At 61.3% G+C, this 26,098-nt stretch carries 19 protein-coding genes and 3 pseudogenes; 6 read left to right on the top strand and 16 right to left on the bottom strand.

Annotation, left to right across the window (positions count from 1 at the left end):
* Positions 1–101 precede the first annotated feature (101 nt).
* Both QFZ33_RS11465 and QFZ33_RS11460 read left to right on the top strand, forming a co-directional pair.
* The gene (locus QFZ33_RS11465) at positions 102–1,514 is read left to right on the top strand and encodes an MFS transporter (protein ID WP_307027544.1); all 1,413 of its coding nucleotides are present in this window, start codon (positions 102–104) and stop codon (positions 1,512–1,514) included.
* Between the two features lie 705 nt (positions 1,515–2,219).
* The gene (locus tag QFZ33_RS11460; protein WP_307027542.1) at positions 2,220–4,118 is read left to right on the top strand and encodes a BCCT family transporter; all 1,899 of its coding nucleotides are present in this window, start codon (positions 2,220–2,222) and stop codon (positions 4,116–4,118) included.
* 244 nt (positions 4,119–4,362) lie between these two features.
* Here the strand turns inward: QFZ33_RS11460 and QFZ33_RS11455 are convergent, their stop codons facing one another.
* Positions 4,363–4,689: a DUF6457 domain-containing protein gene (locus QFZ33_RS11455; RefSeq protein WP_307027540.1), complete on the bottom strand. Its 327-nt coding sequence runs from the start codon at positions 4,687–4,689 to the stop codon at positions 4,363–4,365.
* A 58-nt stretch (positions 4,690–4,747) separates the two neighbouring features.
* Between QFZ33_RS11455 and QFZ33_RS11450 the strand changes: the two are divergent.
* A pseudogene (locus QFZ33_RS11450) lies at positions 4,748–5,468 on the top strand (catalase); the annotation flags it as partial.
* Between the two features lie 142 nt (positions 5,469–5,610).
* Complete coding sequence (locus tag QFZ33_RS11445) at positions 5,611–6,417, top strand: IclR family transcriptional regulator (RefSeq protein ID WP_307027537.1); 807 nt, start codon at positions 5,611–5,613, stop codon at positions 6,415–6,417.
* A gap of 1,691 nt (positions 6,418–8,108) precedes the next feature.
* On the opposite strand, the gene QFZ33_RS11440 is transcribed toward QFZ33_RS11445, so the two are convergent.
* Together QFZ33_RS11440 and QFZ33_RS11435 are read right to left on the bottom strand one after the other, a co-directional pair.
* Entirely contained in the window at positions 8,109–8,588 is a 480-nt protein-coding gene (locus QFZ33_RS11440) for a hypothetical protein (RefSeq protein WP_307027535.1), read from the bottom strand.
* A gap of 113 nt (positions 8,589–8,701) precedes the next feature.
* The gene (locus QFZ33_RS11435) at positions 8,702–8,968 is read right to left on the bottom strand and encodes a hypothetical protein (protein ID WP_307027533.1); all 267 of its coding nucleotides are present in this window, start codon (positions 8,966–8,968) and stop codon (positions 8,702–8,704) included.
* 929 nt (positions 8,969–9,897) lie between these two features.
* On the opposite strand from QFZ33_RS11435, the gene QFZ33_RS11430 reads away from it, so the two are divergent.
* Together QFZ33_RS11430 and rraA are read left to right on the top strand one after the other, a co-directional pair.
* Positions 9,898–10,134 (top strand): Lsr2 family DNA-binding protein, encoded by a 237-nt coding sequence (locus QFZ33_RS11430; protein ID WP_307027532.1) that lies wholly within the window; start codon positions 9,898–9,900, stop codon positions 10,132–10,134.
* Between the two features lie 316 nt (positions 10,135–10,450).
* A pseudogene (rraA, locus tag QFZ33_RS11425) lies at positions 10,451–10,774 on the top strand (ribonuclease E activity regulator RraA); the annotation flags it as partial.
* A 690-nt stretch (positions 10,775–11,464) separates the two neighbouring features.
* Here rraA and QFZ33_RS11420 read toward each other — a convergent pair.
* The 13 genes and pseudogenes from QFZ33_RS11420 to QFZ33_RS11365 form a co-directional block, all read right to left on the bottom strand.
* Positions 11,465–12,013, bottom strand: coding sequence for an AMIN-like domain-containing (lipo)protein (locus QFZ33_RS11420; RefSeq protein ID WP_307027530.1), 549 nt, complete (start codon positions 12,011–12,013; stop codon positions 11,465–11,467).
* Between the two features lie 805 nt (positions 12,014–12,818).
* Positions 12,819–12,980 carry a hypothetical protein gene (locus QFZ33_RS11415; RefSeq protein ID WP_307027528.1) on the bottom strand — a complete coding sequence of 54 codons (162 nt, stop codon included), beginning with the start codon at positions 12,978–12,980 and terminating at the stop codon, positions 12,819–12,821.
* Positions 12,981–13,097: 117 nt separating this feature from the next.
* Positions 13,098–13,919 (bottom strand): IclR family transcriptional regulator, encoded by an 822-nt coding sequence (locus tag QFZ33_RS11410; RefSeq protein WP_307027526.1) that lies wholly within the window; start codon positions 13,917–13,919, stop codon positions 13,098–13,100.
* Between the two features lie 681 nt (positions 13,920–14,600).
* A pseudogene (locus QFZ33_RS11405) lies at positions 14,601–15,606 on the bottom strand (glucose-6-phosphate dehydrogenase assembly protein OpcA).
* Positions 15,603–17,156: a glucose-6-phosphate dehydrogenase gene (gene zwf, locus QFZ33_RS11400; RefSeq protein WP_307027524.1), complete on the bottom strand. Its 1,554-nt coding sequence runs from the start codon at positions 17,154–17,156 to the stop codon at positions 15,603–15,605. The pseudogene QFZ33_RS11405 and the gene zwf overlap by 4 nt, the downstream one beginning before the upstream one ends.
* A 156-nt stretch (positions 17,157–17,312) precedes the next feature.
* The gene (gene hxlA / locus QFZ33_RS11395; RefSeq protein WP_307027522.1) at positions 17,313–17,936 is read right to left on the bottom strand and encodes a 3-hexulose-6-phosphate synthase; all 624 of its coding nucleotides are present in this window, start codon (positions 17,934–17,936) and stop codon (positions 17,313–17,315) included.
* Between the two features lie 58 nt (positions 17,937–17,994).
* A complete protein-coding gene (hxlB, locus tag QFZ33_RS11390; protein WP_307027520.1) occupies positions 17,995–18,594 on the bottom strand; it encodes a 6-phospho-3-hexuloisomerase in 600 nt (199 codons plus the stop codon).
* Complete coding sequence (locus QFZ33_RS23925) at positions 18,594–18,719, bottom strand: variable surface lipoprotein (RefSeq protein WP_373427261.1); 126 nt, start codon at positions 18,717–18,719, stop codon at positions 18,594–18,596. The genes hxlB and QFZ33_RS23925 overlap by 1 nt, the downstream gene beginning before the upstream one ends.
* Positions 18,720–19,179: 460 nt before the next feature.
* A complete protein-coding gene (locus QFZ33_RS11385; protein ID WP_307027517.1) occupies positions 19,180–20,463 on the bottom strand; it encodes a cytochrome P450 in 1,284 nt (427 codons plus the stop codon).
* A 72-nt stretch (positions 20,464–20,535) separates the two neighbouring features.
* Positions 20,536–21,498: a PDR/VanB family oxidoreductase gene (locus QFZ33_RS11380; RefSeq protein WP_307027515.1), complete on the bottom strand. Its 963-nt coding sequence runs from the start codon at positions 21,496–21,498 to the stop codon at positions 20,536–20,538.
* An 866-nt stretch (positions 21,499–22,364) separates the two neighbouring features.
* Complete coding sequence (locus tag QFZ33_RS11375) at positions 22,365–23,885, bottom strand: SLC13 family permease (RefSeq protein ID WP_307027513.1); 1,521 nt, start codon at positions 23,883–23,885, stop codon at positions 22,365–22,367.
* 123 nt (positions 23,886–24,008) lie between these two features.
* Positions 24,009–24,434, bottom strand: a complete 426-nt coding sequence (locus QFZ33_RS11370; protein ID WP_307027511.1) for a cupin domain-containing protein — start codon at positions 24,432–24,434, stop codon at positions 24,009–24,011.
* Positions 24,435–24,603: 169 nt separating this feature from the next.
* Positions 24,604–25,731: an alcohol dehydrogenase catalytic domain-containing protein gene (locus QFZ33_RS11365; protein WP_307027509.1), complete on the bottom strand. Its 1,128-nt coding sequence runs from the start codon at positions 25,729–25,731 to the stop codon at positions 24,604–24,606.
* Positions 25,732–26,098: the final 367 nt, after the last annotated feature.

Raw genomic sequence — 26,098 nt, 5'->3', positions numbered from 1 at the left:
CGTCCACCGGTTGCTAAGGGCAGCGGTTGTCCGAGCATCTAGGTAACGGCGCCCTGGTGCCGTCAGCGGTTTGCGCTGAAGACAGAAGGGAACAAATCTTAATGATCCATTCGCCCGGGACGACGGCCTCCGTCGACACCTCCATATCAAAAGAGACCAGCTCCAAGTTCAAACGCCGCTTCATGGTGCGGCTTGTCGCTGTCTTCATCGGCGGGATGTTCCTCGACGGTTACATCCTCGGAATCATCGGCCCCGTCACCGGACCCATGCGGTCAGATCTCCAGCTCGACGCACTATCGCTGGGCATGATCGCTGCAGGCCCGCTGGTTGGTATCTTCGTCGGCTCCCCGCTGGCCGGCTGGGCTACTGACAAGTTCGGACGCAAGCCCATGTTCCTCGTGGACATGGGCCTGTTCCTGGTCGCCTCAGCGGCCCAGTTCTTCATAACCTCCGGAGACGGGGCCGTGATCCAGCTGGCCATCATCCGGTTCGTCATGGGCGTCGCGATCGGCGGCGAGTACTCAATCGGCGGGCCATTGCTATCAGAGTTCTCCCCTCCAAAGCTCCGCGGGCGTTTGCTCGGGCTGACGCTGATCGCCTGGTACGTCGGTTTCATGATGGCATTCATCATCGGCACGCTCCTGCACGAGGCCGGCACCCCATGGCGCCTCGTACTCGGCACCTGCGCGATACTCGCATTTGTCCTGTTCCTCGCCCGCATCGGCCTCCCCGAATCGCCGAGCTGGCTCATTTCGAAGGGACGGCGTGAGGAAGCACTCGCGATCGCACGCAGATACATCGAATCACCCGAGATGCACAAGAGCATCACCGAAGAGATCGATCTGAGGATGATCCAGGAGGCTCAGGCCGCGCAGAGCAGGACCAAAATCAAGGGCGCCTCCTTCGGGATGCTGTTCTCGAGGCAGTACTGGCGCACCACCCTCTTCACCGCAGGTTTTTGGTTCTGCGCGGTCACTCCGTACTTCGCGATCGCGACCTTCGCCGACGAGGTGCTCAACCAATTCGGCTTCGGCGGCGGCTGGGCCGGTGGAGTAGGCCTGTCCGCACTTGCCGTCGCAGGCGTTGTCACCAGCGTGCTTCTGATTGACAAGCTCGGCCGCCGGATCCTCACCGTGCCCGGGCAGTGGCTCTGCGCAGGCATCCTGCTGGTCATCGGAGTCTGGGGGAACGCACCAGCGATCCTCGTGCTCGTCCTGTTTCTCGCCTTCTCCTACTTCAATGCCGGCTACACCACGATGACCCAGGTCTATCCGGCCGAGGTATTCCCCGGCCACCTGCGCGGCATCGGCACGGGCTTCGCCGCGGCCTTCAGCCGCATCGGAGCCGCACTCGGCACCTTCGCCCTGCCATGGGCGATCAGCAACATCGGCATGGGTGCAACCATGGTCGTAGCCGCCGCCGTCGCATTACTCGGCGCAGGCCTCTCGCAATGGCTCGCGCCCGAGACGAAGGGGCGCACCCTCGCCGAGATCTCAGCAAACTTCTCCCACTGACACCGGGACTGCACGATGACTTCGAGTCAGAGCTAAGGCCCTCGGGCGGATCATTGCCAGTGGGCAAATTCGCGCTTTGGATGCCGGCCTCCTCGGAGGAAGGATCAGGTACGTCAAGCAGGCACAGAAGTCGCGGGATGGTTGATTGCAAGATAATTCTCGAGCGCAGGCCGTTTATCGTCGTAATGGCTTTCTCATAACTCTTGGGAAGTCGGCCTGTTAGTCAATGCGCTTGCGCATCCAGTTAGGACCGCACCGCAACCTGACATTGTCGACCCTGGGTGTCATGACCTGCTCCAGTAGGGGCTATAGAACTCAATCGACAGGTGAGTGAGCACGCTAGACCAGAACGAGCGGCGCGCCACTCGACGGCAAGGTTCTGGGTCGGGTCTTCACGGAGAAGGCCTCAACAAAGTGCTGGGATTATATGCCCACTGTCAAGAGGTGCCGGCAGTACAACAAAAAGTTCTTGACAACGCCTGTGAGATGGCGCACTCTGTTGCTGAAGACGAAGTGTGTTGATTAAGGCGGAACTACGAGCGAAAGAAGGCTCCCGGCGAAACTGCCGGTCCGCATTCACGAAGTCGGGATCGTCGACGGCGACTATCCTGGCTGTCCTCCGTGGACGAGCCGAACCTGCCGCCGGGCGTAACCGCCTGCGGCCACGGCTGAGCCGTCCCACATATTCAGTTAAGGAAACCCCTCATGACAATCAATAGTGACGTCACTATCGATGAAAGCAGTGAAGACGACCGGGCCTCGGGGGTGGAACCGGCGTTGGAACGAGAACCTGAAACTCCCCAGGAAGACCTGCAGATCCTTCAGGCCCTGCGGGAAACCGAATCAGAACACGAAGAAGCGCGGCGCAGCAGCCAGTTGTTCCGGAAGGGAGGCATCGACAAGGTAGTTTTCGGCGTCGCCGGACTGCTCACGGTGGCCTTTGTAATCTGGGGCTTTGCCGGCCGCGAGAACCTGGCCTCCACGTCCCAAGTGGTCCTTGACTGGGTCATGAAGAACACGGGCTGGCTGTTCGTTGCCCTCTCCTCCCTGTTCGTCGTCTATGTGCTGTGGCTGGCGCTCAGCCGCTTCGGCAACATTCCGCTGGGGAAAGACGCGGAAAAGCCCGAGTACTCCATGGTCTCGTGGGTCTCGATGATGTTCGCGGCAGGCATGGGCATCGGCCTTATGTTCTACGGCGTGGCCGAGCCGCTCTACCACTACATTTCCCCGCCGCCGGGCACCGTTGACGGCCAGACTCCCGCGGCCGTCCAGACGGCCATGGCAACATCGATCTTCCACTGGACCCTGCACCCGTGGGCCATGTACGCGGTGGTAGGCGTTGCCATGGCCTACGGAAGCTACCGCCTCGGCCGCAAGCAGCTCATTTCCACGGTCTTCACGTCGCTGTTCGGCATCCGCAGGGTGGAAGGCCCCCTCGGCAAGGTCATCAACATGCTGGCCATCTTCGCCACACTCTTCGGAACCGCCGCATCGCTCGGACTCGGTGCTCTGCAGATCGGCAGCGGCATGGCGTCCAACGGCTGGATCAGCGGCCAGCTGGCCACGCCCGTACTCGTGGTGATCGTTGCCGTGCTTACAGCCTGCTTCGTGGCCTCGGCGGTCTCCGGCATCAGCCGCGGCATCCAGTGGCTCTCCAACATCAACATGGTACTGGCCGCAGTCCTGGCCATCATCGTGTTCGTGGCCGGGCCAACGCTCTTCATCCTGAACCTGATCCCGGCGGCCGTCGGCGACTATGCACGGGACCTGGCCGAGATGGCCTCCCGGACTGAGGCCGTCGGCGATGACGCCCTGCGCACGTGGATGTCCGGCTGGACCATTTTCTACTGGGCCTGGTGGGTCTCCTGGACGCCCTTCGTTGGCCTGTTCATCGCCCGCATCAGCCGTGGCCGCACCATCCGCCAGTTCGTCACCGGTGTCCTGCTGGTCCCCAGCATCGTCAGCGTAATCTGGTTCGGCATCTTCGGCGGGGCCGCCATCAACATCCAGGCCACCGCAGATGCCACCCCGGACACCGGCGATGGCCTGGCCAAGATCGTCGACGGGACTCCCTCGATTTCCTTCGACGGCGCCCTGTTCGATTTGCTGCACCACCTGCCTCTGCCCAACGCCATTGCCGGCGCGGTCGCCGTCCTGGCGATGGTCCTGGTGGCCATCTTCTTCGTCACCGGCGCCGATGCGGCCTCCATCGTGATGGGATCGCTCAGCTCCGACGGTGCTGAAGAACCACGCCGCGGAGTCGTAATCTTCTGGGGTGCCCTCACCGGCGCCGTGGCCGCAGTGATGCTCCTTGCCGGCGGTGACAAGCCTGCCGAGGCACTCGCCGGACTGCAACGGATCACCATCGTGTCAGCCCTGCCCTTCGTGCTAGTGATGTTCCTGATGTGTATTGCCCTGACAAGGGATCTGCGCAGGGACCCGCTGTCGCTGCGCGCGCGGCTGGTGACGTCCGTCGTCGAACGGTCCATCCGCAGCGGAGTCGAACAGCACGGCGGCGGCCAGTTCGACCTGGTGACCAAACACGAATGCGATGAACGGTGCGCCAAGAGTGAGCTTGATCCGGACGGGGACAAGCGGCACTGAGCACAGAGCGGCCGGATCCGGGCGGCGCAAGCCACCTGGATCCGGCCGCTCTGATGTTGGGCCCTTAAAAGAAACGCACTCGCGGCCCACACTAGGAAAGGCATCCCATATGGCATCGGCCATGGCATCGGCGCCCACAAAGACACCCGTTGAAACCGAATCGGATGAAGACCGCCCTGTTGATGACTGCGACTATCAGGACTGTTTTTCTGTTCCGGCCCCGAGACCGACTGACTGACTGCCGCTACGTCGCCCCGGCCGGGCTGCCGCTCCCGCCCTCCGTGCTGCTGCTGGCCCGGTTCTCGCACAGCCGGAACGCGATGTCTGCAGCCCGCGCAGTCGCCTCCCTTGACCCCCCAGAACCAATGTTGCCCCTCCCGGCTTCATGGCCGGCCACGTAGCCCACCATAGATGCCGTCACCGGCGCCGCGGCATGAATTACTTGATCCGCAGATTTCCTCGCCAAATCCAGCAGCAACTCTTGATCGACGTCGAGGTCCGGGATCTCCAGCGCCCTCGCCAACTGCTCGCACCACTCGGACAGGATCTGCATTTCATTGTCGACGGACAAGACCTCTCCTTGTACAGAACACTTCCGCTTCAACTGGTGCCCTGACCCTACAATGTCCTCCTGGGACCTGCACATTCAGGTCATGCCCTACGAGGACGCCAAGACCTACCGGTTCAACCCGTTCGACCTGACCAAGGTCTGGCCGCACGCGGACTACCCGCTGATCAAGGTCGGCACCATGGAACTGAACCGGAACCCGGAGAACTACTTCGCGCAGATCGAGCAGGCTACCTTCGCGCCGTCGAACTTCGTGCCCGGCATCGCCGCGTCCCCGGACAAGCTGCTTAGCCGAAGAACCAGGTCAACAACTACAGCCAGGACGGCGCGGGACGCTTCCTGTTCAACGCTCCTTCCGTGCCCGTCTACGCACCGAACACGTTCGGCGGCCCCGCCGCCGTTGAGCCACAGAGCTCGGCCCCCGGCTGGGAGAACGACGGCGCGCTGACGCACGCCGCGCACTCCCTGCAGCCGAGGACGGCGACTTCGTCCAGGCCGGCGCGCTGTACCGCGAGGTCTACAACGACGGCGAAAAGGCCCGCTTCCCGGACACCATCACCGGTGCAGTGGGCGGCGTGAAGCCCGCCGGCATCAAGGAACGCGCCATCCAGCACTGGACCAACGACGACGCCGAACTCGGCGCCAAGCTCCGCGCAAACCTCAGCGCAGCACCCCTCTCCGACGCCGAAGCCGCCAACAAGATCGGCTGGCAGCACCAGATCGCAACAGGAACCCCGCCACGGCACAGTGACCCGTTCACAGCCGCGGCGGGGTTTCCCTGAGTTCAGGTACTTTCGCGGACGCTGCGACTAGGGTAAATGAGGAGCGGGCGTCCGCCGCAGTCTAGGATCAGTCGTGTGAAGCAGGCGGGACGGCGCAGAGCCTGACCGCCGGTCACGGCGAGACAACATGGGAGCACCTCTGATGGCTGCAAGAGACGAACCGGGGACTGGCAGGGATCCGGACGCACAAGGCGGAGGCGTCCAGTCCGTCGACCGTGCCCTCCAGATCCTGGAGATCCTCGCCCGGGACGGACACGCAGGCGTCAGCGACATCGCGGATGAAATGGGGGTCCACAAGTCCACCGTTTCGCGGCTGCTCGGATCGCTGGTGTCCAAGGATATCGTGCGGCAAAACAACGACCGCGGCAAGTATCAGTTGGGCTTTGGCATCCTGCGGCTGGCGAGCTCCATTCCAGGCCGGCTGAATCTGGTCCACGAGGCACGTCCCATCCTGGAGAGCCTCGCAGAGCAATACAAGGAAACCGTCAACCTCGCCGTCCTGCGGTCCAACTACGCGGTGAACGTGGACCAGGCCATGGGCCCGTCAACGCTGGCAACATCTGACTGGGTGGGCAGCCTCACGCCCCTCCATGCCAACTCCAGCGGCAAGGTACTGCTGGCAGCACTGCCGGTTGAAGAACGCTCCCGAATCCTCCACAAGGTGGGCCTTCCGGCCCGCACCCCGCGGACCATCACGGACCGGGACACCCTGGAAAACCAGCTCCTCGACGTCTCCCACGACGGCTACGCAGTTGTCCACGAGGAATTCGAGATCGGACTGACCGCGGTTGCCGTGCCCGTCTACAACCACTTCGGGACTGTAATCGGGTCCGTCAGCATCTCCGGGCCTGCCTTCCGCTTCGATCCGGAAAATACGCCCGGCCTGATCCAGGGCCTGCAGGAAGCTGGCCTGAGCATCAGCGGAAAGATGGGCTACACCCACCGGTGACCCCGGCCGCAGGTTGAACTTGACAAAACCTCGCCGCTGGTTGAGCTTGCCGAAACAGTAATCCGAACATGCGGCAAATTGGCGCCATTCAAGGATGCGTCGGCAGTCCGAGCGAGCCCTTTTCAAAGTGGATCATTCTTCAAACTCCGGCAGAACGGGATGACATCAGGTTGAAGTACACCCCAACCTGACGTCAGGCAACAGCCTCAAAAGCCGTTGGAATGGAGTCCATCTTCCTTATTGCGGACGTAACCTTGCGCAGTCCTAGATTTCAACCTGACACTTCTGGCTGGTTCCTTGGCAGGCGGGTGACAGCGGGAGTCACATTTGGGTTTGCGTCAGCTGAGGGTGCGTCGGTGCATCACTATGCCCTCATGCAGTCATCCAACAGGCTGGGAATGAACGAGTATGAAAGATCAGCCAGGCAGCAGGCACCTCAACTCGGGACGTGCCAAAAACCCACACCTTCATGTAGTAGACGCCGAAAGCAACCATGAACAGGTATATCGACGGAAAAGCCGTCGATCCAGGGAAGAACGGCATGTGAACTTCATGGGGCCGAATACGGCGATGCTGGTACCCCGTCGGGCACGATAACCCGTATCAGAGTGCTTGCGGGTGTCCGGCGGCCACAATTCCCTACCGGCTGGGCACAAGTCACGTCGCTCTCCCCCGGACCCACCATGAAGAAGCAGAACAGCCACCACAAGCCGAAAAGGAGGTGCCCCGTGAACAACCAACGGATAGAAAAGAAACCCAAGCAGAATTTTTCTCAGGTCATGTTGCCTCAGCCAGTCACGTCCATGCAAAACCGCCGACCAGAGAAGGAAGGAGCCAGCCGGCCACACCAACGGCCACCAATGAAAAAGGCCCCCAAAGGGGCCCTTCACAACACAATTTGTCCACACTCAGAGGCCAAAGGGCCTCTGAACAGGGAAAACACTGTGCCCGAGGTGGGACTCGAACCAGCCTCTCCCCCTGAGAATCCGCCACTCCCCCGAAAACCTCCCCAATCCAACCCAGTCCGATACCGGTACAACCCAATCCGAAGCCCAGGGTGTGGACATTATGCACATCCTCTTTGTGAGCATTTCTGCTGCTTTGCCAAGCGAGGTGCAGCTGCCCTTCGCAGACTGAGAGCCCCCGCTTCACCGTGTGCTGTCCCTCCACGCTGTGGAAGCGATTTTGAGCCCGAACGCGATGCACCGCCTTGACCTGGCATTGATGCACGGAGCAATCCGAGGACTGGGATTCAGTGCACGTCATAGCGTGGCCCCCTCCTTCGACCATTTAGTGGACGACACAGTAGAAGAGACCATGACCAGAACTTCGCCCTATCGAGCATCGGACAGACACATGGCGTTGCGCGGTCCAGAATGACGAAACGTCGATTATCGGCGTCCGGGAATCGAGTCGAACAGCTGCAGGCACAGGGCGGGTGCCAACGACCGAAACTAGCCGACAGACCAATGTCCAAACAAGGGACCCATGGCATCGCGCCCCTGACCGTGCGGATCCCGTGCACTGAAGCTAAGGGAGTCCCAGTAGAAACCGCTGATCTGCTGCACGCGGATGCGGGTTCTGGCGGCATCCGACTCTCGAGGGTTGTACGAGCCCGTCCGGGCACATCAGGGGCGGCGGGTGATGCTTGGTACCGCGTCGGCGGCGCGGCGTTCAGCTGGTCGGTTGGGCTACCGGTACCAGCCAACGGCGCGGTCGTAGCTGCACTCCAGCGCGCCTGTACCTGACTCAGTGCCTCCTCCTGCCGGGAAGTAGATGGCGCCAAAGTTAGCGCCGTCAGCTTCGATCCGTTCCTGGGCCCAAATCTGGGCCGCCTCCAGATCAGTTTCCGGGATCGGTTCCCGCGTAGTGCGGCCCGTCTCGAGGTGGATGTCCAGTTGGTACTCCCCTGGCTGGGACGTCCCGGGATGATTTCCGGGGTCCTGCTCGTCCCGTCGGCTTATCAGCACCTCCGCGGCCGCATGGAGAGTGGACTGTTTACTCGGGACGTTGCCTTGCTGCTGCTGTTTGATCCGCAGGCCCGACGCCGCGCTTTCAACGGTGTCTTCCGGCGTGACGAGGTAGTTTGAGCCGCTAACGTCAGCTTCTGAGCCCCCGACACTTTTCAGATGCTGCCCGAATTGTTCGGAGCTGGACTGGATGGAGTTCATGCACCCTCCCTGAGGGTAGTCGCGGCGATTGCCGACAGACCCTACCCTAGACCCATCCCCGGCCTTCCGCTCGGACTCCTCGACACAATGGCTCCGGCGGACCGCCTGTGACGTCACATGCTCTCGCGGGTCGGCAAGAGTGCCGGCGCTACAGACTCTTCTCCGGTTCGCTCGGCATCGGGATCTTCAGCCCGGTTAAGGACCTCCCACACGACTACCGTCAGCGTGACAGCGACGGCCAAGATACCGGCGACGATCCACCCGATCCGGGAACCTTTACCCGGTCGGCGTCCGCGACGGCCAACGGCGGCCGGCACAACGTCATCGGACTCGCGGACAAGCTCCTGCCCCTTCATGAGTGCGTGTGCGCGCCCAAACATGTCCAACTCCTACCTTTCGCCGAACCCGGATGGACAACTTTACTGAGCACGATAGCAAGAGTGATCGCAAAAACTCCCCACCTCGGGCTGGGTACCATCCCAATCGGTGAGGATCCTACGAGGTCGCTTTTCCTCACTCCAGACGCCTGCCCAGGCTGGCAGGGGCTTCCATTTCCCAAGAAAAGCTGTCCGCCCCGTTCCTGAAAGGCTTCCTCACACATAGGACGTCGAGTGCGCAGTTCGAGCAGGTGAAGCGGTAGGACCAGGACGTGGTGAGGACGGGAATGAGGAACAGTGTGAACTGGTGCCCCGTCCTTCGAGTGACGACGATGTACGAACTGCCCGCAGCACCGGCAGCTGATTCCCGTCCGGGCAGAGCGCGCCGGACGGCCTTAAGGACGAAGAATCGAAGCATTTGCTAGTGCCCTTAACAGGAGACCCGGTCACGCCCCGGGGGGGGTGCGGGGGCAGATGCGCTGCGAGGCCGGAAAGCAAGATGTTCAGGTCCTGGTTCAGTTCGACCGCCCCGTCATAATCGCCAGAACCGGGCCACCGCGCCGAGGCGGGGAAACTCCCGCCGGGCACACGGTGCAGCCCCAGACAAAGCAACGCCTCATATTCCTCCGAATCGACGAGGACTTCCAGCAGTTTATTGAGGATGCCCCGCACAGGGACCTGTACTTCCTCGGAGCCTAGCTATGGGCCCGGGTGCCGTGGTGCATTGTGCGGCTACCATATGCAAATTCCCTCACTAGCCCCAGCCACCCGTGGACCCTGCCCACCTCGGGCCGACAGGTGGGCCATTTGCGCAGCTTGCTTCTGTCCACCGGAATGGTGCGACGTCCTAAAGCCCGTCGAGGATTTCCAGTTCCGGAGAATCTCCACCTGGTCCCCTACCGCCCTAAACTTCTCCGTCGACGGCGCGGAATATGAGATTGACCTTAACACAGACCACGCTAAACGAACTCCGTAGCGCTCTAATCCGCTATACCAACGCGGCCCGTAAAGTTACTGGCGGCCGCGGCCGGCCGGTATCTCGCAAATCCGGCGGTGCTGGTAGTGACGCCAAAGCTATTCGGATGTGGGCAATAGATAACGGCCTCCAGGTCAACACTCGCGGCCGAATACAGGCTGATATCGTTAAGAAATACCTGCCTGCGCATTAGCCACCTAGACGTACAATCAGGCTCGCAATCTAAACGATCCGAGCCTGATTTGTTTTGTTGCAGCGCATTATCCGAAGCTACCACGCGCGATATGCGAAAGTAACCTGTGCATTACCCCTCGCTTTGGGATAATCCTTGAGCGCGACGCGGGCGTTTCTCCGACTTTGCCATCCACAACCGATTTTCCGATCGAATTGACCATCGTGCTATTGCCTGGAACCGACTAGGCATAACAGGCTCATCGCATTTGAGGGTGGAGTCGGGGTGGCGCGTCAGTTGCCGGGTAGGGGGCGAGGTCTTCCGATGATGGAAGTTCAAGGCCACACTGTCCACCCCTGGCCATGGCTCAGTGCTCGTGGTCGACGGAGGAGGTTCAGTAGAGCGTGCGCTCATGGGCGACATCATCGCTGAGATTGCCGTTGCAAACGGATGGGCTGGCGTCGTAATTAACGGCGCTATTCGTGATCAGAACGCCATCAATCAAGTTCCGCCTGGCGTCAAAGCGCTCGGAACCAACCCACGTAAAAGCGCGAAAGAGGGCACTGGCGAGGTAGATCTGCATGTCGTGTTCGGTGGGGTGATGTTCAAGGTCGGTGCGCACCTCTACAGCGACGAGGATGGAGTCCTCGTCGAGCGGTAATAATGCCGCCCCGCTGTGCGTTGCCGGGGGGGGCTAGAGGCAGCAGCTTGTCTTACCTGGATGTCTGGCTGAGGCACACCCCAATCTGACACTTTCCAGCTTTACGGAATCTGCATTATCGGCGTGGAACGAGCCCGGGAGGAGCCTTCAACGATCGCAGACGAAGCATACGTTTGGTAAGGTCACGGCGTCGTTCTTCTACCTCGCCACTGGTCCGGGCATCAACGACTCCGCCGCTACCATCACCTGGGACGCGTACGAGACTGGCAGGCCTCCGACGCCACCACCTATGGCGCCTTCGCGCAGGCAGTCGTGGATGCCATGAGAGGGAACCAACCACAGGGCTACGTGCTTGATGTAGCCGAAGATGCCAGAGCAATTGGTTGTCATCTAAGCCAACGCCGCCTGGTCATTTACGATTTACAGTTGCGCCGGCGTTGGCGTCATCGCATCGGTCCTGGCCTCTCAGGAACCTGGCAACGACCGCTGGGCATAGATCCGGATGATCTGTGCCTGTCCCGGAGCCGGCCCTTGCCGGCAGGTGCCCCGCTTCATTAAGCCCGACGAGCCTCTTTGTAGTTTCCGACTAGCTTTGCCGCGCGATGGCAAAGCGGTGCCCCGCCTCCCTGAGAGCGGGGCTTCGCTATACCTGGCTCGATTACTCAGTATTGTCGGTCGTCACATCTGGCGTCACCACTGGTGGGCGACGTCGATCACGAGCTTTGATCCGCTGCCGGGGCCCGCAAGGGTGTAGACCTTGAAGGGCAGCCGGGCGCGGACGCCGAGGCCCAGGGTCGTGTAGCCCTCAAAGCTGCCTGCCCAGGCCACCTGCCTGAACGTCTTGCACTTCGAAACGTTGGTCACCTCGGAGCGGTTGGCCGGCACGAAGGTGGCCTTGCCCGTGGCGCTGTCATAGCTGGGCGAGTGGGCGGTGACCTGCAGGAATGCACCGCCCCTCAGCTTGATGGGCAGTCCGGACCCGTCCTGTACAACCTTTGAAACGTAGCGGACGTTGTAGCCCGCTGCCTTTCCCTTGATGTCGATCACCAGGCGGTCGAAGCAGGAGTGCTGGCCCGAGCGCACGTTGGTGACCGATGCGCCGCTCATGGCCTGGTTGGACTTCGCCAGCGAACTCCAGACCAGTCCGCAGTAAGAGGCTGCCGAGGCGGACCCCGGAGCCAGCAGGCCCAGCCCGAGTGCCATGATGATGGCAGTGAGCCAGGCGCTTAGTTTTTTCATGTGGGTACCCCTTTTTTGGGTGCGAGTGATTGGATGACTCCAGCGTAGGAGCGCCAACAGCCCGATACGAGGGGTGTTTCCGGTTCTTCGTGCAACCGTTAGGCGGCCGGGAATCGAATCACGGGACCGTAATTCCGGGGCGCATATTGGGGCCGTCGAAAGACGTTTGTGGCCCTTTCTCCACACGGCTGTTACCGCTGGTAACGGCCAATACGCGCCGGTAGCCAAGGGTAGGGCACTCCGGGTCCGTTTATTGGCACCTAGGGTCCCTATCCGTGGCACAGAGTTCCAGTCGGACGCTTCCACCTGAACGACATCCGCTGCGGGAATTCGACCTGCGCACCAGCACCGGCATCGCCTGGGAAGAAGGCGACAGCATAAAGCCGCCCCACAAGCCTAGTGCTGCCCAGCGCCTGCAAGTGCTGCGGCCACATGCCGACGGGCTGGTTCTCACCTGCACCTGATAAGGGGGCTTCGGATAAGCGCATCGGCGGACAGAGAGCCCTGCGGTAGTTCCTCAAAAGTTTACGAAAGGCCGGTTATCGGCTCTTCCTTTGGGTTTTGGGCGAGGGGACGAGCCGTACCAGCGGGCTACAGTCAGTCAATTAGTTGCTTTAGACGGCCGGGTTTCCGCTCCAGCCCTCGGAGCGATGGAGTCAATAGACCTAGGTCGGTCGACCCGCCACGAGCACTACAGTGCCGTGGGCAGGCCAATATCCAATCCGAACATCGATCGAGGTTCAAGCATCCATGTCGCCGTTCTCTTTCTGCGAAGTTCCGGGAGGAACTTGCCAGCGGACTGGTGCTACAAGTGCTCATTCTTGAGGTGAAGGCCGATCCAGGGCCAAGCGACTAGTTCGTCGCTTTCGAGTGGCTGGTCAAGTAGTATCCGGATGGCTTCCGCCACCACCGTGAGTTGCGGCTCGTCGCGCGGATGGGCAGGCTCAACTTCTGTTGTGGCCACCATGGGTCTCCTATGCTGCGTAGGTGGTTCCTAAGTTCGTTACTGCGACGGCGATCGTCGCCACGCGTGAGTTGCACTAAATCATTGGTATGTCAGCCCGCATGGTACAAAAGCGACACTTCATTCCGGCGGGTGTGATGGTCTTAGAACCGGGCGAAATAGTGCCCGTGAACCAAGGCCGTAGTCCGGGCTTTCAAGAAAACCGCTAAGTCCCTTGGCTGCTTTCCTGACGGCCGCTTCGAGATCTGCGGGCGGGCAGGATCCTGAAACGACGACGCTGCCGATGCTGCCGGCAATCTGCCGGTCTGGCCAGAAAACCGGCGCCGCGCACGCATCCAGGCCTGGGACAAGTTCACCCAGGCTACGCGAGACTGCTTGGTGCCGGATCATAGCCAAGAGCCGACGAAACATGAGCGGATCGGTAATCGTGCGCGATGTAAATGCGGGCAGCGGACCGGCTAGGACTTCCTCCTGTAAGGCGCGGGGTGCATACGCGAGCAGGACTTGGCCGGTCGCGGTGGCGTGCAGCGGCAAGTTGCTGCCGATGCGTGAGATGGTCTGCTCGGACTCCGCCCAGGACAGCTTTTCCAAGACCAGAGCACTTTGGCCGTGAAGCGCGGCGAGATGTGCATGGCCGCGGGTCGTTTCCAGTAGCTGCTGCAGGTAGGGCATGGCAGCATCGCTTAGGGCATAGCTGTAGGGCGTCCGTGAGGCAATGCCCCACAGCTTAAGTCCGACGACGTACCGCCCGGTTGCCGTTCGTTCGAGCGCCCCGCATTGCACAAGCTCTTGAACTAATCGATGGACCGTACTCGTGGGCATGCCAGTCGCATGGGACAGTTCTGTCAGTCCCAGTTCGGTCCGTTCGCCCGAGAAGGCTCCTAAGATGGCTACCGTCTTGCTAACAACCGATAACCCGGCCTTAGCGTTGTTTCCAGCCATGCACCTCCCCCCCCCCCCCGCATCGTCGTATCGGGTTCCTTGATGTACTAGATGGTAGATCTTTGGGCCCCTTCCATGTCTTGTGGCAGGTCCAACCGATGCACCGCGGTTTAAACAGCAGTGCTGTTGGATTGGCCGGCCTATCGTACTGAGGATGGAGCCGTAGTCCGACAGTTTCCGATCCCGCTAACAACTTCCTTCCGCTGGGGTGGAAAGTTTTCACAGCTGGTCCGGTGAGGCCAGGCAGTCCATTGACGAGGTTGAACTCAGCTCGTGAACAGGCTCGAGTTGTGCCGCGTCTAATACGGTCGTAACTATGTCAGGCGTGGTCATTCTCAAGATTCCTTTCTGTTGGGAAAAGCCTGCCTTCGTTCTTTACGAAGGAGCACTTCCTGTGGGGGTGCGGGACGTTACGGGGCGGCACGTTTGTACACCGTGACGTTGCGGCGCAGGTAGAGACGGCGCAAGTCGGTGCCGTCTGCTTGAAGCCACAACACGCTGCGTCGCTGGCGACCATGTCCACACGTCCTGAAGCGATGGGTGATCCGTCCTCGTAAATCATTACTTGGTCAGCCTGTGTCAGGTTTGACCAATTCAGGATGGGAGTCAGGCCCGGAGGATTAGGAGTGGTGCTGGGTCCCATCCGGGACATGCAAGCAACCGCCACGGGTTGCCTTTTCACTAGCTGATGCCGCTGAGGCATGGCACTCCTTGATGTTCAGAGCCGGTGCCGCCAGCCTGCGGAAGCTCAGCGGGTACTAAGGGCGTCGCCCTTTTTATGGCGGTCAGTCCGTCACGAACACTGTCCCCGAAGACTTCGTCCGGGTCGAGGCGGCGCAGCTCCTCCGCGAGGCAGTCGCGCAGGCTGCGGCGCGGCAGGGAGATGCGCTGGGCGGGCTGGCCCGGCTGGGTCAGTTCGGCGACTGACAGTCCCGGGCGGAAGAGTTGGACGTCGCCCCCGGGGGCGGGAGAGCCGGACGCGGCGGATGCCGGTCCCGGCAGGGTCCGGCACGATGGTCACGGGTGCGCCCAGGGCAAGAGTCAGCCAGGCCGCGAGCAGGATGGTGCTGGGAGAGTCCGAGGCACCCTCGACGGCCACGGCGGTGACGGGGGCACCGTCCACCTGGTCCAGGGCGGCGGCGAGCTGGATCCGCCAGTTCGTCAGCCTGGTCCAGGCGAGGTCGGTGTCGCCGGCCTTGTAGGTTTGCCGGATATTCTCCAGTGCACGCTGGGGGTCCGGTTCGTTCGCGGAATCCGTGATTCGCCGGTGCGCGATCCGGCCGATGGAGGTTTCGCAGGCGTTTTCCGGTGCCCCGTGCGGCCACCAGGCCACAATGGGTGCGTCCGGCAGCAGCAGCGCGGCCACCAGGGACTCGCTTTCGTGCGCCAACTGGCCGTAACCACGCAGCACGATCACTTCTGATGCTCCCGCGTCACCGCCGACGCGGATCTGGGCGTCCAGCTTGTCCTCGGCGTCTGCCCCGGCATCGGCCAGGACGATGATCCGGCAGGGGTGTTCGCGGCTCGCATCGTTGGCCGCTTCGATCGCTTCTTCTTCGAGCCCGGATTTGGTGACCACCACCAGGGTGAGGACCCGGCCGAGCGCGATCACGCCGCCCTGCTCGCGCAGGGACTGGATCTTCTTGGAAACCTTCGAGGTCGTGGTGTTGGGCAGGTCTACGATCATGGCCTTCTCCACGTGCGTCCGTCGCGGGCTAGCAGCTCATCGGCCGAGGCCGGGCCCCAGCTGCCGGGCGCGTACGGCTCGGGCTGTTCACCCAGCCCGGCCCAGTACTCTTCGAAGGGGTCCAGGATCTTCCAGGACAGCTCCACTTCCTCGTGCCGCGGGAACAGCGGCGGCTCGCCCAGGAGCACGTCAAGGATCAGCCGCTCGTAAGCCTCGGGGCTCGATTCGGTGAAGGAGTGCCCGTAGCCGAAGTCCATGGTCACGTCCCGGACTTCCATCTGGGTGCCGGGGACCTTGGAGCCGAACCGGATGGTGACGCCCTCATCGGGCTGCACCCGGATCACCACCGCGTTTTGGCCGAAGTCATCTTCACTGTGGTCGCGGAACAGCAGGTTGGGAGCGCGCTTGAAGACAACGGCGATTTCGGTCACGCGCCGGCCCAGCCGTTTGCCGGCGCGCAGGTAGAACGGCACGCCGGACCAGCGGCGGGTGTGGATGTCCACCCGGATCGCGGCGAACGTTTCGGTGGTGGAATCGGCGGGGATGCCTTCCTCCTCCAGGTAGCCCTGGACCTGTTCGCCGCCCTGCCAGCCACCGGTGAACTGGCCGCGCGCGGAGTGCGTGGACAGGTCGTCGGGGAGCTTGACGGCGGCGAGGACCTTTTCCTTCTCGGCGCGCAGGTCATCGGCGTTGAAGGAGATGGGCTCTTCCATCGCGGTCAGGGCGAGCAGCTGGAGCAGGTGGTTCTGGATGACGTCGCGGGCCGCGCCCACGCCGTCGTAATACCCTGCCCGGCCGCCGGTGCCGATGTCCTCGGCCATGGTGATCTGGACGTGGTCCACGTAGTTCGCGTTCCACAGCGGCTCGAACAGCTGGTTCGCGAAGCGCAGCGCCAGGATGTTTTGGACCGTCTCCTTGCCCAGGTAATGATCGATCCGGAACACAGCGTCCGCAGGAAACACCGACTCCACAATGTCGTTTAGCTTCCGGGCCGACTCGAGGTCGTGCCCGAACGGCTTCTCGATCACCACGCGGCGCCACTTGTCCCCGTCGGCCTGGGCCAGGCCGTGCTTGGACAGCTGCCGGCAGACCTGTTCGAACGCCTTGGGCGGGATCGAGAGGTAGAACGCGTGGTTGCCGCGCGTGCCGCGGACGTCGTCGAGTTCCTTGATGGTTTCGCCGAGCCGCTCGAAGGCGCCGTCGTCGCCGAACTCGCCCTGCACAAAGCGGATGCCCTCCGAGAGCTGGTTCCACACCGCCTCGTCAAAAGGCGTGCGCGCGTAGGCCTGCACGGAGGCCTTCACCTCAGCGGCGAAGTCCTCCTTGTCCCATTCACGCCGGGCGAAACCGACCAGCGCGAAGCTGGGCGGCAGCAACCCACGGTTCGCCAAGTCATACACCGCCGGCATGAGCTTCTTGCGGGCAAGGTCACCGGTCACTCCGAAGAGCACCAGCGACGACGGACCGGCGATCCGGCTCAAGCGGCGGTCGCGTGGGTCACGGAGCGGATTACTCGCCCGCTGCCGGCGCCGTTCAAGAGTGGTGTGCATTGCTGCTTTCTTGTGTTGAATTTGCTGCAGGGCGGAGTCTTGGGGCCAAAAACGAACGACCCAAGGGGTTGATCATATTGCGATGCCTAGTGGCCTGCAGCGGTGGCCGACACCGTCAGGTGCGGGCCGCCGCCGCAGGCCGGATGTGGCGGTAATTTAGGCGATGGCTGCGTTGAGTTCCTTGGCGGCCAAGGCCGGGTCGGCTGCGCTGTAGATGGCGCTGCCGGCGACGGCAACATCAGCTCCGGCCTGCTGGACAGCCTCGATGGTCGATGCGTTTACGCCACCTGCGACAGAGAACGGGACCTTGGCTTCTTCACCGGCCTGCAGCAGACCATTCAAGTCGAAGCCAGGCTGTGCCTGCTCGTCCAGGCCGGCGTGGAACTCGACAAATTCGGCGCCGAGGGCACGCACTTCCCTGGCCCGGGCCACCTTGTTGAGAACACCGATAAGGTCTACAACGATGCCCTTGTTGTGGGCCTTTGCTGCCTTGATGGCTCCCACGATGGTAGAGTCATCGGCGCTTCCGAGCACAGAGACGAGGTCGGCACCGGCCTTGAAAGCAATCTCGGCCTCCAGCTCCCCTGCATCCATGGTCTTCATATCAGCGAAGACGATCTTGTCAGGATGGGCATTCTTCACCGCGGTTACAGCGGAGAGACCGGCTGCCTTAATCAGCGGTGTCCCGAGCTCGATGATGTCAACGTGCTCAGCGACCTTACCAGCCAGCTCGAGAGCGTCTTCGACGGTGAGGAGATCCATAGCAACTTGGAGTTTCATGATGATGTTGTTTCTTTCTGTAATGAATTGCGGTGAGTGGAAAACTAGGCGGGAACGTCTATTCGAGGTTTGCGTGCCTGAGCCAGAGCTGTTCGGCCGGCTCATTGGTGTTGTTCCAGAGGGTCTGGAAGACAGATTCCGTGGCGATGAACAAGGTCTGTTCGAAAAGGCTTCCTGAGTATTGGCGGGAAAGACTGGATCCATGGTCGGTCTTTTGAGCTGCAGGAATGATGACCAGGGCATCGGTCAGTGCCGCCAGCGGTGACTCCGGGTTGGTGGTGAATGCAGCGATCCGCGCCCCCGCCCGGGCTGCAGTTTCAGACGCCTTGACGACCCCGGATGTGGTTCCGGAGCCGGAAGCAACCAGGAGCAGGTCACCGGAAGCTATCGCCGGTGTGGTGGTGTCGCCGACGACGTGGACCGTATGGCCCAGGTGCATCAATCTCATGGCTGCGGTCCGAAGGATCAGGCCGCTCCGCCCGGCTCCGGCGACGAAGATCCTGTCGGCCAGTCCGATATGCGCTGTCAATGCCGCCAATTGCCGCTGGTCTATCCCGGCAGCTGTTGCAGCGATCTCGTCACGGATGAGAGATAGGTTGAGGGCTAGGGAATGTGCTGTTTCGTCCACGGTGGATGTCGCAACGTTCCTCTGGGTCATCAGTGGGAACCCTGCGCGGTTGTGGCTGCGGGCTGTTCCTTTTTGCCTCTACAGCCCGCGGCGACGAGTGGAATAGATGCGAATATCGCAGCAGCTCCAAGGGCCCTAGTAATGCGTCGTTGCATTGTTATTGTTCGCTTTCTGATGATTTCTTTATGGGATCGTGCGTGGAGTTCGGAAAGTTGTCTCGATCCGGATGACCCCCGGAATGAATGCTGTTAGGCCGAGTGTTCTTTCGTTCTGTAGTGACTTGCGGTCGGTTGAAAGTTGCGTGGGTGATTACTCAAGGTTCATGTGCGTGGGTCAGTGCTGTTGGTCCGCCCCTCTGAGTTGTTACGAGCAGCTGGAGCTTCTCCTTGGGCACAGCACATCGGACAGGGCATCGGGCACCGCCAGCCTTCGACCCTGTACAGAGTTTCGGCAGCAGCTGGTCCTGCCGATTTGGGCACCCCACTCGGCGAGGTTGTACGCGCGCAACATGCGAAGGCCAACCTTGGAGGAACTTTTCCTTACAGTGAAGGATGGAGATCTAGGCGTATCGCCGTCGTCGTCTTGCGTTCTCCCTGTATGGGGTCGATCAGGGATTTACGGGTTCCAGCTGACCTGAAGCTTTTCAGGTCCGCGGAATGAGGTGTTGGGCAGGTAAGTGAATTCCTGATCATCAAGGCGCATGCCGGGCAGCCGCCGTGAGAGCTCTTCGAGGAAGATTTTCATCTCCAATCGCGCCAGATGGTTGCCCAGGCACATGTGCGGACCGTGGCCGAAGGCAATATGGGCGGTGCTGTTGGACCGCGTCGGTTCAAATTCGTCGGGCGCATCAAAAATGTCCTCGTCATGATTAGCGGAGGCGATAACCATCAGAACGTTGGCTCCGGCAGGAATGGTTGTTCCGCCGATCTCAACATCTACCTTTGCCGTCCGGCGCCAAGCGACCACGGAGCTGCTGTAGCGAAGGCACTCCTCGACCACTGCCGGAATTAGCGACGGGTCCTTGCAGATCGAGTCCCACTGGCCGCGATTTTGCAGCAGGGTCAACAAGGCGTTAGCGGTAGCGTTCGTCGTGGTTTCGTGAGCGGCCATAGTCCCGCCGATTACGTTCGTCTGCAGGTAGGAGTCGGGAAACAACTCAGGATGTTCTCGTTGAAGCTTAACTGTGTGGCCGATCCAGCCCGGCGGATTGTCCAGCTGCTTCATCTTTTCGACGATACGCCCGGCCATAGCCCAGAACTTGCCCAGGCCTTCGGCCGCGTGAACCTGTTCCTCCGGCGACGCCTGACCCCAGATGAACTCCGTCATGGATGTCGCAAGCTTCCTGACGGTGTCGACGTCTTCCTCGGGGACACCCAGGAATTCCAGGGCGATGAGGCAGGGAACATCCCAGAGGAGATCTGCGACCAGGTCAGCTTGACCTTTCTCGGCAAAACGGTCAATGTAACGATTTGTCGTGGTCCGGATGAAATCTTCCAGGCGGTCGATGTTTTCAGGCATGAAAACCGGAGCGTTGAGTCGCCGAATAGTGCGATGTACGGGTTGGTCTGAATCAATGAGGACAGGGCTCGGCGCGAAAGCGTATTTTTGCAGGACTTCTCCAGCTTCCGCTGAGGGAGGCATGACCGGCGCGAGTGTCACAGCTGCAGAGAAGGATTTTGATTCGCTGAAGACGCGCTTGACGTCTTTGTAGCGCGTTACCACCCAGTAGCCGGTTTCGGGGTCGTGAAAAACAGGTTCTTCCGTCCTGGCCCGTTTGAGGGAAGCGGCTGGATCCTGCTGGTAAGGGCCCGAGAAGAAGGAGGAGAAGTCTCCGGCGTCCCCGGAGAATGGGCAGCGGCCCGAAGGGGCAGTTGCAGCGGCAGGGGTTGGTGAAGTCATGGGGCACGTCCTTGTACTCGCTGTAGTGTTCTTGCTGATTACTGTCCCGGTGCGTCTATGCCGGTTCCGGGACTAAAGGTCGAGTGTCAGCTTGTCGCAGGCCGCCCGGCTGACACAGATCATCATTGTCTGGTTTTCCTCCTGTTCCTCCTGCGTCAGTACCGAATCCCGGTGCTCGACCGCTCCGGCGATGATGCCGGTCTCACAGGTGCCACATGTTCCCTCTGAGCAGGAGAAGAGGACTGGTACCCCGGCTGCCTTGGCGGCGTCCATGATTGAGATGCCCGGCCCGACGTCAACGGCGATGCGGGAGCGGGCGAATTCGACTTTGAAAGTTTTCTGTCGGGCTGGCTCGGCAAGTACCTTCGGAGCAAAGCGTTCGGTGCGTACCCTCCCGGCGGCCAGTCCTGCTTCTACCCGTACTGTTTCGAGCCCTTGGAGCAGCGGTTCGGGTCCGCAGCAATAGATTAGTGATTCTTCACCAGCAGAGCTGATGATGGCTCTCAGGTCCATCAGCCCGGCTTCGTCCTGCGGCCAAAGAACGACTTTGTCGGAGTACTTGTTTCGCAGCGTTTGAGCCTCTGCCATGCTGCCCAGTGTTCGGCCGCCGTAAGTCAGGGTCCAAGGGATTCCGTCCGCCTCGGCCTGCTCAATCATGGGAAGGAGCGGGGTGATGCCGATACCTCCCGCGATGAAGATGTAGCGTTTGGCTGCCAGCAGTTCGAAGTTGTTCCGCGGCCCTCTTGCCATGAGGACGTCCCCGGCTTCAACGTTGTCGCAGATGTGGCGGGAACCACCTCGGCCCTCAGCCTGCCGGAGGACGCACACCTTCCATTCCGTCCGATCGTCAAGGGGGCTGCAGAGAGAATACTGACGGATCAGCTCCGAGCCCAGGTCGAGTTCGATGTGGGCACCGGCAGACCATGGCGGCAATGGCCGCCCTTTGACGTCGACGAGGGTCAAAGCTGTGACGCCATCTGCAGTGCTTTGTTTCCGTTGGACGCGGAGCTTGAGCTCCGGTTCATTCAGTTCCATACAAAACCTCCGATAAGTAAGTAGATGGGCGCACCAGCCACGTCACTAGTCGCCGATTTCCCGCCCGCCTGCCTAGTGTTGCCGGTCACACGTCGGTAAATCCATGGCTTTCCCACTGGACGGGAAAACGCGAGGCGCCAGGGTCGGATGTCAAGCTTCATGTTGCATGAGTGGCTTGAACGTGGGGCCCCTGCGGGACGTGCACAGGCTGATGGGTGGGTGTAGGAAGACGTGTTGTCCTATGCCTGTTTCGTTTCGAGGGGTACAAAGCAAATTGTTGTAGGACTAGTTCTCCGGGTGTGCAGGTGTTCCGGGGTGAGGGGTGTCGTCATGCCACCAGCCTTCCCAAGCATTGGATGTCAGGAAGCCCGTGGGAAACGCTGGCTGGACATTGCTGGTGATGGGGTGTGGGGCCGAGGCCTGTCCGGAACTGAGGAGGAGCAGGGTCTTCAAGAGATGCATTGTACTGCCTTCCATGCTTGGGGTTGAACGTCGTTGTTCGAAGGGACGGGCAAGCTGACTGAGGAACCGGTCCGGAGCAGGCCTGCAGTACCACGCCGGTCTAACCCAATGCCGCCATAAGGGCGAGGAGCAGCAGGTTCCGGCGAGCGATTGCTGGGCCATCCGCTGATGACGATGGGGACAGCGCCGCTGCTGCGCAGAGTGCGGGTTGTGGCATCGCCTCTGCGCAGCGACCGCGAGACCGAAGTCAGCCCTTGCTTGGGTTCTGGACCTTTACGCCGGTGTCGGAGACCAGGAAGGACATGAGGTCTTGGCCGACGGTCAATGTGACTCTTCTAAGCGGTATAGGAGAGCAACGGGGGCGATTCGATAGGATGCGGTGCTCTTCGCGGTTGTTATCCGGCTCAGAAGACCAGGCTTGCGATCGGGTAGCCGATCAAGGCGATGGTAAGTGCGGAAACCAGCGTTGCGTACGCTCCGTATCGCACGACCGCGGCAGGCTTTACCCAGGGATCGCCGAAGATCAAAGCAACTGACGCGAGCGACGACGGCAAGGCGAAACCCATTTGTGCCGCCAGGATCACGAGCGTTCCGATCAGGCGGTTATCCACCCCGAGCGATTCGGCAAGGGGCACGCAAACTGCGACGAACATGATGATCACCGGCACATGGTTCACGACATTGGTGATGAGTGCGATCGCAAGGACCAGGAGGAGCATGACCCAGAACGGGCTCATCCCTGAGGCGAATAGTGGGCTGAGTGCTCCGACGAGGAAGGCGTTCAGCCCTACCCTGTCTTCGGTGAGCAACGTACCGAAGAGAATCGCGCATGCGACGAGCGAAATGACGCCCCAAGGGATGGAGCGGAATGCCGCCGCATGATCAAGGAGAGGTTTACCTCCGATACGTAGGAGCATCAGGAGGATAACCCCGAAGAGCGTCGGGACGATCAAGGTCACGTCGTCGAAGTACGCAACGATCGGCGATTGGGGCGCGAAAAGGCTGATCAGGCCCGGCAAAATCCAGGTGATCACCACAAGGGTGAAGATTACTGCTGTGGCCACTTCGCGCCGGCTCAGCGGTGTGGCGTTCTCAGAGGCCAGTTCAGCGTAGTTGACCGTCTTGAACCTGTCCGTGTTCGGGCGGGCGACGTATCGCAGAAACAGGGCAATGAGGACGGCGGCAATGATCCCTACGGGGATCCCGACGATCATGTACTCGACGAATCCGATCGAAGCGCCCTTGGATGCGCCCGTGAAAACGCCGAAGCCGATGAGCGTGACCGGGTGTGAGATCGGGCTGATCGCGAATGCAATGTTGATCAGGAAGGTGCAGCCGATGATGACTGCCAGAGGATACTTTTCGCCGTACGTGTACCCGAGTTTGCGGAAAACGACGTTCAGAAGGGCGATCATGAAGACCAGGGTGGGGATGAGGTCCAGGAACATGCCCAGGATGAAAGAGCACGCGAACAAGCTGTAGGTGAATGACCATGGGCTTCGCTGGGCCCAACGTCGGGAGAGGAACCAGTCCGCAATCCTGCTGGTTAGGCCGGATTCGTTCAGAGCATAGGTGAGGAGGAGGCTGCCGACGACGAAGGCCACGACCCAGCTGCCCGCTGATTCCTGTAGTGCCTTCCAAACGCCGTGGAGGCCCGGGGGTTCCATGACTGAATTGATGAAGAAGGAGCTTAGTGCGATGCCGAGGACACTCGGCCATACGAGGTCGACGAACGTCCAGAGGTACAGGACTCCGACGAACACGCCAATAACCACCATCCCAGTGGACGTCACCGGCGCCGGTGCCGGGAGGAAGGAAATCACTGCCATCAGGACGAGTCCGACCAGCGTGTGGAGGAGATAGGACGACTTCATTGCCGTGGTCGGTTCCGTCGACCCGGCACTCCTCACAGTTGTTTGAGTCATGATCATTTCTTTCGGTATTGGTAATTCCGGACCACTTGATGTGGGTGGGAGGCGTCCTTCCCGCAACGCAACATTGCGCTGCGGGACGTCGACCGGCTTATGGGTCTAAGAAGGCGCGCTGCCCTATGCTCGCTTCGTTCCGAGGAGCACGAAGAAGACCCTCGTCGGTTCCTCGGTCACGTTCCGCCAGGCGTGCCTGGTTCCGTTTTGCACGACAATGTCCCCCTGTCGCAGGACAGTGCGGGTCGAGTCGAGGTCAAGCACGATCTCTCCACTTAGCACGACTCCGTAGTCGATCGTGGGGGTTGTGTGGAACCCCGGGTTGTCCTGCTCGAACAATTCAGCGAGTCCGGGTGTGACCTCGAGCTGTTCCTGCGCCGCTTTGGCGGGATCAAATAGCGGGTCCGCGAAAACGGAATCCGGTGGAAAGGTGACGACCAAAGCCACCGATTCCCCGTCGCCCGGGACAACGCTGACAAGGTCCGAGGTGAGATCGAGGTGCATGGGCCGCGACGACGCAGGTGTCGCCCAGACAATTGTGTTCACCATTCCCGGCGTCTCCAGATGCTCGTGGGAGCGAGGCGGCATACCGTCGCTGACGACGCAGGAACTTCCGTCAGCGGAAATGCCTGTCACGACTCGACGAATGGCGGCGGTCGGTTCCCCTGGAGGAGCAACGCCGTTGAGCCCGACGTGAAACGTAGGCCGGGTGACCGGCTCAGTCATTGCCATTGCCACCGTTGGGAGAGATGACGTAGTTGCTGAAGCCTCCGTTGCGGTTTTCCAGGCCGTTAATAGCGTCGTTGACGTCTTCCAGGCCGAAGACGACATCTTCAAACACTGACAAATCGACCGCGCCTGAACCGGCAAGGGCTGCCATTTCCTGGCCTTCTCCGGGCGAGAACCAGCAGGATCCCACGAGGGATTGCTGCTGGTCCATCAGGTGATGAACGTCGATCGGGACATCGCCGGCCGTTGCGCCGACGTTGACTGCGACACCGCCCCTGCGCAGCGACCGCAGCCCTTCAAGGAAAGGAGCGTGCGGGGTGTTGGGTCCGAGTGCGCTGATGTATCCGTCCACACCACCGTCAGTCACTTCCGACACCCACTTGTCGATGGGCCCGTCGTCGGTGGAAAAGACCTGGATGCGGTCCGGGGAGATTGCGCGCACCCGCTCGAGCAGTTCGCGGTTTCTGCCCGTGCCCAAAATGGTGGTTACTCCCTGGGCGAGAGCGAACAGTGCTGTGCCGAGTCCGAGGGTTCCGCTGATGCCGTTGATCAGCAGGCTGCTGCCAGGTCCCAGCTGTGCCTTCTGCAGGGCTGCGTACCCGGTGCCGAGGTAACCGAACCGTGCTGCCCGGTGGAAGCTCAGATTATCGGGCAGACGGACCAAAGAACCCTCGGGAGCAAGGGTGTACTCGGCCAGACCGCCGTAGGGGTACCGGTCCAGCATGACTGACGACGTCGGGGTAAGTCCGAAGTAGCCTGCGAACGCGAAGTGCTGGCAGTGCATGATCTTGCCGCTCCGGCATTCTTTGCATGCACCACAGGAACGACCCGGATTCACGTAAACACGGTCCCCGGGTGCGAAAACTCTAACGTCCGGACCAACTGCTTCGACCACACCTGCCGGATCCAGCCCAAAAATGGCCGGAAGCGCCGGCAGCGGGTTTTGCGGAAACCAGGTGGTCCAATTCGCAAGGATATTCGCGAGGTTGGGGACGATGTTGCAGCTCTCCACACGCACGCGGACGTCGGCGCCTGTCGGTATGGGCAGTGGTACTTCTTCAAGCACCATCGGTTCGCCGACTGCATGCATCCGTGCTGCTGTCATGGTCTGAGTCATTGTCGTTCTTCTCCTCTCCCCACCGGCTCGGTGGGGCTATTTCATGGGGACCGGCGCCAGGGCCGATCGTTGGCGGCGGCATCCGATTGGGTTTGTCGACCTGTTTGATCTGGACCCTGCCCATTGCCTGGGCAGAAGGTTTGCTACACGGGGACTTCGCCCCTGGCACCCACGGTGGGCGATGCCTTGCTCCGCCTGTAAGCCGATGTGGGAGGCAAGGCAGATACCTCGGTTCCGAGCCGCTTCCCCGGCTAACTAGGGGCGGCCCACGGAACCTTTATCTCGGTTTTTATCTCACTCGCCGGTAGCGGGCATGGCGGACATCCGCCCTCGTTCGCCAATTCAGGCCAAGGCCGGCGTCCTAAGC

This window comes from Arthrobacter globiformis (assembly GCF_030815865.1).
GTDB lineage: Bacteria > Actinomycetota > Actinomycetes > Actinomycetales > Micrococcaceae > Arthrobacter > Arthrobacter globiformis_B.
Note: the sequence above shows the minus strand (reverse complement) of the source record. Positions and strands in the feature narration are given on the sequence as shown.

Bases quoted from the DNA above. Each gene is read 5' to 3' on its own strand.
- QFZ33_RS11465 (WP_307027544.1), top strand. From the start codon at position 102: ATGATCCATTCGCCCGGGACGACGGCCTCCGTCGACACCTCCATATCA.
- QFZ33_RS11460 (WP_307027542.1), top strand. From the start codon at position 2,220: ATGACAATCAATAGTGACGTCACTATCGATGAAAGCAGTGAAGACGAC.
- QFZ33_RS11445 (WP_307027537.1), top strand. From the start codon at position 5,611: ATGGCTGCAAGAGACGAACCGGGGACTGGCAGGGATCCGGACGCACAA.
- QFZ33_RS11440 (WP_307027535.1), bottom strand. From the start codon at position 8,588: ATGAACTCCATCCAGTCCAGCTCCGAACAATTCGGGCAGCATCTGAAA.
- QFZ33_RS11435 (WP_307027533.1), bottom strand. From the start codon at position 8,968: ATGTTTGGGCGCGCACACGCACTCATGAAGGGGCAGGAGCTTGTCCGC.
- QFZ33_RS11430 (WP_307027532.1), top strand. From the start codon at position 9,898: ATGAGATTGACCTTAACACAGACCACGCTAAACGAACTCCGTAGCGCT.
- QFZ33_RS11420 (WP_307027530.1), bottom strand. From the start codon at position 12,013: ATGAAAAAACTAAGCGCCTGGCTCACTGCCATCATCATGGCACTCGGG.
- QFZ33_RS11415 (WP_307027528.1), bottom strand. From the start codon at position 12,980: ATGGTGGCCACAACAGAAGTTGAGCCTGCCCATCCGCGCGACGAGCCG.
- QFZ33_RS11410 (WP_307027526.1), bottom strand. From the start codon at position 13,919: ATGGCTGGAAACAACGCTAAGGCCGGGTTATCGGTTGTTAGCAAGACG.
- zwf (WP_307027524.1), bottom strand. From the start codon at position 17,156: ATGCACACCACTCTTGAACGGCGCCGGCAGCGGGCGAGTAATCCGCTC.
- hxlA (WP_307027522.1), bottom strand. From the start codon at position 17,936: ATGAAACTCCAAGTTGCTATGGATCTCCTCACCGTCGAAGACGCTCTC.
- hxlB (WP_307027520.1), bottom strand. From the start codon at position 18,594: ATGACCCAGAGGAACGTTGCGACATCCACCGTGGACGAAACAGCACAT.
- QFZ33_RS23925 (WP_373427261.1), bottom strand. From the start codon at position 18,719: ATGCAACGACGCATTACTAGGGCCCTTGGAGCTGCTGCGATATTCGCA.
- QFZ33_RS11385 (WP_307027517.1), bottom strand. From the start codon at position 20,463: ATGACTTCACCAACCCCTGCCGCTGCAACTGCCCCTTCGGGCCGCTGC.
- QFZ33_RS11380 (WP_307027515.1), bottom strand. From the start codon at position 21,498: ATGGAACTGAATGAACCGGAGCTCAAGCTCCGCGTCCAACGGAAACAA.
- QFZ33_RS11375 (WP_307027513.1), bottom strand. From the start codon at position 23,885: ATGACTCAAACAACTGTGAGGAGTGCCGGGTCGACGGAACCGACCACG.
- QFZ33_RS11370 (WP_307027511.1), bottom strand. From the start codon at position 24,434: ATGGTGAACACAATTGTCTGGGCGACACCTGCGTCGTCGCGGCCCATG.
- QFZ33_RS11365 (WP_307027509.1), bottom strand. From the start codon at position 25,731: ATGACTCAGACCATGACAGCAGCACGGATGCATGCAGTCGGCGAACCG.